This window comes from Nocardia sp. CC201C, assembly GCF_030010695.1.
GTDB classification, from domain to species: Bacteria; Actinomycetota; Actinomycetes; order Mycobacteriales; family Mycobacteriaceae; genus Nocardia; species Nocardia otitidiscaviarum.
On record NZ_JASCXP010000391.1, the window covers coordinates 1 to 7,031 of the forward strand.

Sequence of the window (7,031 nt, forward strand, 5' to 3'; positions counted from 1 at the left end):
GCCGCCAGCGAGGAGACGCCGACGATGTGCACGTCGTTGTCCGCCGCCTGCCGGGCCACCTCCTCAGGGGTCTGGAACAGCGGGCCCACATCGACGTCCATGCCGAGGTCGGCGAAGGCGGTGGCGATCACCTTCTGTCCGCGGTCGTGGCCGTCCTGGCCCATCTTGGCGACCAGGATGCGGGGGCGGCGGCCCTCGGCCTCGGCGAACTCCTCCACCAGTGCGATGGCATCGCTGATATTGCTCACCTTGCCCGCCTCTTCCCGGTAGACGCCCGACAGGGTGCGGATCTCGGCCTGGTGGCGACCGTACACCTTCTCCAGGGCATCGGAGATCTCGCCGACGGTGGCCTTGGCGCGGGCGGCGTCGATGGCCAGGGCGAGCAGGTTGTTCTCCATGCCGCCCTCGGATGACGCCGCGGCACGGGTCAATTCGGCCAGTGCGCGTTCCACCTCACCGGAATCGCGCTCGGCGCGCAGCCGCTGGAGTTTGGCGTTCTGCTCGGCGCGCACCCGCGAGTTCTCGACCTTGAGCACCTCGATCGGAGTGTCCTCGGTGACCTGGTACTTGTTGACGCCGATCACCGGCTGCTGGCCGGTGTCGATGCGGGCCTGGGTGCGGGCGGCGGCCTCCTCGATGCGCAGCTTCGGGATGCCCTCCGAAATCGCCTGTGCCATACCGCCGTGCGCCTCGATCTCGGCGATGTGGGCGCGGGCGCGCTCGGCCAGCTGGTGGGTCAGCCACTCGACATAGTACGAACCGCCCCACGGATCGGCGGGCCGGGTGGTGTTGGACTCCTGCTGGATCAGCAGCTGGGTGTTGCGTGCGATGCGGGCCGAGAAGTCGGTCGGCAGGGCGAGGGCCTCGTCGAGGGCGTTGGTGTGCAGCGACTGGGTGTGGCCCTGGGTGGCGGCCATGGCCTCCACACAGGTGCGCGCCACATTGTTGAACACGTCCTGCGCGGTGAGCGACCAGCCCGAGGTCTGCGAGTGGGTGCGCAGCGCAAGCGATTTCGAGTTCTTCGGCTCGAACTTCGCGACCAGTTCACTCCAGAGCAGGCGGCCCGCACGGAGTTTGGCGACCTCCATGAAGAAGTTCATGCCGATGGCCCAGAAGAACGACAGGCGCGGGGCGAACTTGTCGACCTCCATACCCGCGTCGATACCCGCCTTGATGTATTCCACACCGTCGGCGAGGGTGTAGGCCAGTTCCAGATCGGCCGTCGCACCGGCTTCCTGGATGTGGTAGCCCGAGATCGAGATGGAGTTGAACTTCGGCATCTTCGCCGAGGTGTAGGCGAAGATGTCGGAGATGATCCGCATCGAGGGTTTGGGCGGATAGATGTAGGTGTTGCGGACCATGAACTCCTTCAGAATGTCGTTCTGAATGGTTCCGGCCAGCTGTTCGGGCTTGACGCCCTGCTCCTCCGCGGCCACCACGTACAGCGCCAGAATCGGCAGCACCGCGCCGTTCATGGTCATGGAGACCGAGACCTGGTCCAGCGGAATATGATCGAACAGCTCCCGCATGTCCAGGATGGAGTCGATGGCCACACCGGCCATACCCACGTCACCGGTCACGCGTGGGTGATCGGAGTCGTAGCCGCGGTGGGTGGCCAGGTCGAAGGCCACCGAGAGGCCCTTCTGCCCGGCGGCCAGGTTGCGGCGGTAGAAGGCGTTGGAGTCGGCGGCGGTGGAGAAGCCCGCGTACTGGCGGATCGTCCACGGCTGATTCACGTACATGGTCGGGTACGGGCCGCGCACGAACGGGGCGACACCGGGCACGCTGTCGAGCGGGTAGCCCGCCGCCTCCACCGCGTCACGGTCGGCGCGGGTGAAAACCGGTGGGACGTCGATACCTTCGGGGGTGGCCCAGGTGAGTTGTTCGGGCGCGTACCGATTCGCGGTCGCCGCGGCCTGGACGAAGTCCCGCACCTGCTCGCCGGTCACGGCGGCGTCGGTGGTCGATTCGAGGGGGACGTCGGCGAAATTGCCGATCAGATGCTTGATGTCGCTCATGCTGTGTCCTTTCTGGCCTGAGCGGGGCGCTGCGTGGTTACGCTGCGCTGCCTCCTCCGCGCCTGACCGCTCACGCCGGGGCTCCCAGCTTCTCCAGCAGGCCGGACAGTGCCGTCACCGCATCCATCCGCGCCGTCAGGAATCCATCCGGCCGCTGCGCGCCGGCGGCGTCGGCCACCGCTTTCTCCGCCCCGGCCAGCAGCACCGTGGTCACACCGGCCGCGCGCAGCGCGTCCACCGCCGCCGCGGCCTCCGCGCCGTAGCGGTTGTCGGAACCGCACAGCACCGCGAGAGCCACACCGGACTCCGCGACCGCGGCCGCGATGCCGTCGACGGCCAGCGCGCCCGGATTGATCGTCTCGATACCGCCCGAGGCGAGCAGGTTGGCGGCGAAGGTGACCCGCACATTGTGCTCGGCCACCGGTCCCAGCGGCACCAGCAGGGCGCGCGGACGCGATCCGTGCGCGGCCAGATAGGCGTCGGAGCGGTTGCGCAGCGCCTCGAACGCCGCGCCGTAGCTCGTCTGCGAGGTCATGGCGCGGGCCGCCTCGGACAGCGGCTGCTCGGCCAGGTTGGGGAATTCGTTCACGCCGGTGACGGCCGACCTGCGGTGCGCCACATCACCGTCACGGCGCGCCTTGGTCTCACCGACGCGCCGGGCCAGCAGACCGGATTCCAGGGCGGCCAGGTAACCTCCCGCGGCCTCCATCTCCCGCATGAATTCCCATGCCTTGGCGGCGAGTTCGTCGGTGAGCGTTTCGACGTACCAGGAGCCCGCGCCCGGATCCTGGACGTGGCCCAGGTGCGATTCCTCCAGCAGCAGCAGTTGGGTGTTGCGGGCCATGCGCTCGGAGAACGCCCTCGACACCTCGAGTTCCCCGGCGGGCAGCGCGTGATCGAAGGGCAGCACGGTGACGGTATCCGCGCCGCCGACGCCCGCGCCGAAGGCGGCCAGGGTGGTGCGCAGCATATTCACCCACGGGTCGCGCTGGGTCATCATGGCGGGCGATGTCACCGCCTGCTGCGGGGCATTGCCGAAGGCGGGCGCGCCGCAGACCTCGGCGACTCGGGCCCAGAGCCGCCGGGCCGCACGGAATTTGGCGATGGTGGCGAACTGGTCGTCGGTGGCGGCGAAGCGGAATTCCAGCTGGCCCAGCGCATCCGCGATATCGGCGCCGGCGTCGGTGAGGGCGCGCAGATACTCCAGACCCGCCGCCACCGCCGCACCGAGTTCCTGCGCGTCGGAGGCCCCGGCTTCATGAAAGGCCACGCCGCACACCGTGATCGCACGCACGTTCTCGGGCCGCGCCACCGCGTCCTGGGCGAGCGCGATCGCGCTGTCCAGATCGAGGGCAGGGGTTCCGGCGAACAAGCTCGTCAGCGGAGACGCACCCAACCGGACCTGAATGTCCGCGCGCTCCTCGACCTGGTAGGCGTCGAGCGTCGCGTAGACCCGCGCTGCCGCCTCGGCCAGCACCGGACCGGCGTCCAGGGTGAGCGGGGCCAATTCGAACAGCAGACCCGACAGCGCGGCGGGCAGCTGTGCCACGGGCACGCCGCCCTCCCCCACGCGGAGCCAGACGGCGCTGACGCCGTTCTCCAGTCCGAAGAGGATATCGCGATTGGTCTCGGCCGCGTCGGTGCCGCCGAACCGCGCACCGACGTACCAGCCGCGATGCACGTCGCGGGTGCCGTCACCACCGCGCACGAACGGGAACTCGCCCGGCAGCGGCTGCTCGGGCAGTTCGTCGCGGCGCGTGTAGAGGGGGTTGACGGTCAGACCGTCGTACGTGGTGACCGCGAGCAGCTTCTCCGGCTCGTCCGGCAGTTCCGAGACGTCCACCCTGCGGGCCTTGGCCAGCACGCCGGCGACACCCTTGCGCCAGGCGGCATACCCGGGCACCGGTCCGGTGTCCGAGTCTGAAGCGATCGGCATAGCTGCTGTTTCCTTCTCCCACACGTGCCCCGAAAGGGACCGCCCCAGCAGCGCCGAACGTCTCGTTCGCCCTGCTCAGACAGCGTTTCGGTTAACGAGCATTCCTCGTCTTGCCTTCTGATGCTAGCGGCAGGGTTGTGATTCCCGTCGCCGGGCATTCACTACCAGCCGGTAACCTGGCGCGGTGCCAACAAGCCCGCGGACCCTCCTCAGCCGACTCGGTGGATACCGAATGGTCGTGTTTGTGGTGGCCGTCGTCGCGCTCTTCGCCGTGGTCGCGCTCATTCCGCTGCCGACCGCCGCGCAGATTCGGGCCTGGGCCGATTCCTGCGGGCCGCTGCTGCCGCTGGTGTTCTTCGTCGCGCACGCCCTCGTCTGCGTGGCCCCGTTCCCCCGCACGCTGTTCACCGTCAGCGCGGGCATGCTGTTCGGGCCGATGCTCGGCCTCGGACTTGCCCTGTCGGCGTCCACCGTGAGCGCCGTACTGGCCCTGCTGCTGGTGCGCGCTCTGGACAAGGAGCGGTTGCGCGCCCGGCTCACCCATCCGACGGTACGCGCCGTCGACGCCCGGCTGGCCCGCCGCGGCTGGCTGGCGGTGGGGTCGCTGCGGCTCATCGCCTTCGCACCGTTCTCGGTGGTGAACTACTGCGCCGCACTGTCATCGGTGCGACTGACGCCGTATGTGGTGGCGAGCTTCATCGGCATCGTTCCCGGAACCGTCGGCACGGTGCTGCTCGCGGACGCGCTCACCGACCACACCCACCCCGCCCAGCTCATCGTGTCGGGTGTCTGCATCGCCGTGGGCATTATCGGACTCGCCGTCGACACCCTGCTGGCCACGCCCGAGGAGCGGCCGGACCCGGTGGCCGCTACGACTCCCCGCTGAGCGCTCTCCCACTCCGTTCGTCTGCGCCGATTGCCTTGGCGCGGCACGATATTCGGATAAGGGAGACAGCGCAGGGAGATACACATGGCACCGAGAGTCTGGCCGCTCGAGCGCGGCCACATCGTCACCTCGCCCTTCGGCCCCCGCGGCGGCGGCTACCACTGGGGCGTCGACTTCGGCTTTCCCGGCGGCTCGGCCAACCGCCCGGTCTTCGCCATGCAGGGCGGCTATGTCACCCGATCCGGACCGGCCTCCGGCTTCGGGCGCTGGGTGGTGATCGACCATCCGACCGCCGACGGCTCGGGCACCACCGTGTACGGGCACATCATCCCCGAGGTCCGCGTCGGCCGCCGCATCGAGGCGGGCCAGCGCATCGGCCTCGTCGACCCCGACCGCCGCACCAACGGCAATGTGCCCCCGCATCTGCACATCGAATGGCATCGCTCGGTCTGGACACCCCCCGGCCCCGACCGCCTCGACCCACTCCCCCTCCTCGTCGGCGCGGCCCACCCCCTCGCCGACTGGCAGCACGTCCTGACACCCTGAGCCAGGCGACGCGCCGAGATTCGAGCCGGGGCGAATCAGCTGGCCGAACCCGTTGCGCGACAGCCAGACTGCGGCTTTCATCGGCCACACCGGCAGCGTGACGCAGGAGTATCCATGCACCCATCCGCCCCGCCCGACCTTCCCCGACTGCGCGGTCGGGCACTGACGGCATCGATCGCCGTGTTCGTCGCCCTGATCGGCCCGGCGTGCCTGGCCCTGGCCACCCTCACCTTCGGCTCGAGCCGCCATTCGACGGGGGGACAGGCTGGTATCGCCGTACTCGGCGGCGGCGTGGTGTACATGGCGCTCGTGTGGCCGATCGCCGGGATTCGCCGATGCCACGCACAGCGCGGACTCAGGAGTGTTCATGACGGGAATGACTGCGGGCGGCGGGTGCTGGTCGTGGGGGCGGGGATCGCCGGGTTGGCCGCGGCATTGCGGTTTCTTCGGGACGGGTGGGAGGTGCTCGTGGTCGAGCGGGCCCCGGCGCGGCGTAGTGGCGGGTATCTGGTGAATCTGCACGGACCTGGGTACGACGCGGCGGAGCGGATGGGATTGGTGTCCGCGTTGGCGCAGCGCGATGCCGGTTCTTCACCACCGTGCTCGTGCACGCGGACGGTCGCGAGAAGCTGACGGTGCCCGCGGCGATCACGGAGGCCGCGGTCGGCGCGCGGGCGGTGAGCGTGCTGCGCGGTGATGTGGAATCGCTGCTGTACGAAGCGGTGGCCGACAAGGTGCGGATCCGGTTCGCCACCACCGTGCGGGCCGTCGACGAGCACGCCGACGGGATCCGCGCCGAGCTCAGCGACGGCACCCGGATCGACGCGGACCTGTTGATCGGCGCGGACGGCGTGCACTCGGGCATTCGCGACCTCGTATTCGGCACGGGGAACGACCATCTGGTGGATATGCGCACCGTGGTCGCGGCCTTCCCGCTCGGCGCGCTGCCCGATCAGGTCCCGGCCGGTGTCGGCACCACGTACATCGGGCCGGGACGTACCGCGGCGGTCATGAATCTCGGGTCCGGACGGTCCTCGGCCTTCTTCACCTACCGCAGCGCCGACCCGGAGGCCGAGGTCGCACGCGGCCCCGTCGCCGCGCTCACCGGAGCCTTCGGCGATCTGGGCGGCGGCGTCGCCGAGGCGCTCACACAACTCGAAAAAGATCCGGGCAGCGCCTATTTCGACTCCATCAGCCAGGTCACCCTCGCGGAGTGGAGCCGCCGGCGCGTGGTTCTGCTCGGTGACGCCGCCTGGTGCGTCACCGTCTTCGCGGGGTACGGGGCGGCACTGGCCCTGGACGGGGCCGACCGGCTGGGCGCGGTATCCGCCCCTGGCACCGATATCGATGCGGCACTGGCGGCCTGGGAAGCCGAGCTGCGGCCCGAGGTCGTCGAACGGCAGGCACTGGCCCGCCGTGGCATGGTCCGCTACCTTCCGCCCACCCGCGCTCACGTCTGGCTGAACGAGGCGATGATGCGGGCCATCCAGCTACCCGGCCCGCGCGGCCTGGTCCGTAACGCTGTCCGCCGCGCGAACAACTAGACCGGGCACCGCAACCCACGTCTCACCCCGTGTAGGCGCGCCGTGCCCGGGATCGGCGGTCCCGGCGGCGAGCGCCCTGGGACCCGCACGCCGACGGGGGT

General features: G+C 69.9%; 6 protein-coding genes. 4 read left to right on the forward strand and 2 right to left on the reverse strand.

The annotated features are described in order from the left end of the window. Together scpA and QK444_RS29460 are read right to left on the reverse strand one after the other, a co-directional pair. The coding region (scpA, locus tag QK444_RS29455) for a methylmalonyl-CoA mutase (protein ID WP_282785387.1) at positions 1-2,018 on the reverse strand (2,018 nt) is incomplete at its 3' end. Positions 2,019-2,088: 70 nt separating this feature from the next. Next, positions 2,089-3,954: a methylmalonyl-CoA mutase family protein gene (locus QK444_RS29460; RefSeq protein ID WP_282785388.1), complete on the reverse strand. Its 1,866-nt coding sequence runs from the start codon at positions 3,952-3,954 to the stop codon at positions 2,089-2,091. Between the two features lie 232 nt (positions 3,955-4,186). Between QK444_RS29460 and QK444_RS29465 the strand changes: the two genes are divergently transcribed. The 4 genes from QK444_RS29465 to QK444_RS29480 all read left to right on the forward strand — a co-directional run bounded on the left by QK444_RS29465 (position 4,187) and on the right by QK444_RS29480 (position 6,930). Beyond that, a complete protein-coding gene (locus tag QK444_RS29465) occupies positions 4,187-4,840 on the forward strand; it encodes a TVP38/TMEM64 family protein (RefSeq protein WP_282785389.1) in 654 nt (217 codons plus the stop codon). 84 nt (positions 4,841-4,924) lie between these two features. After that, on the forward strand, positions 4,925-5,386 hold the full coding sequence (locus QK444_RS29470; protein WP_282785390.1) for a M23 family metallopeptidase: 462 nt from the start codon (positions 4,925-4,927) through the stop codon (positions 5,384-5,386). Positions 5,387-5,500: 114 nt separating this feature from the next. Next, positions 5,501-6,019, forward strand: coding sequence for an FAD-dependent oxidoreductase (locus QK444_RS29475; protein ID WP_282785391.1), 519 nt, complete (start codon positions 5,501-5,503; stop codon positions 6,017-6,019). Further along, positions 5,992-6,930, forward strand: a complete 939-nt coding sequence (locus QK444_RS29480; protein ID WP_282785392.1) for an FAD-dependent monooxygenase — start codon at positions 5,992-5,994, stop codon at positions 6,928-6,930. The genes QK444_RS29475 and QK444_RS29480 overlap by 28 nt, the downstream gene beginning before the upstream one ends. Positions 6,931-7,031 lie beyond the last annotated feature (101 nt).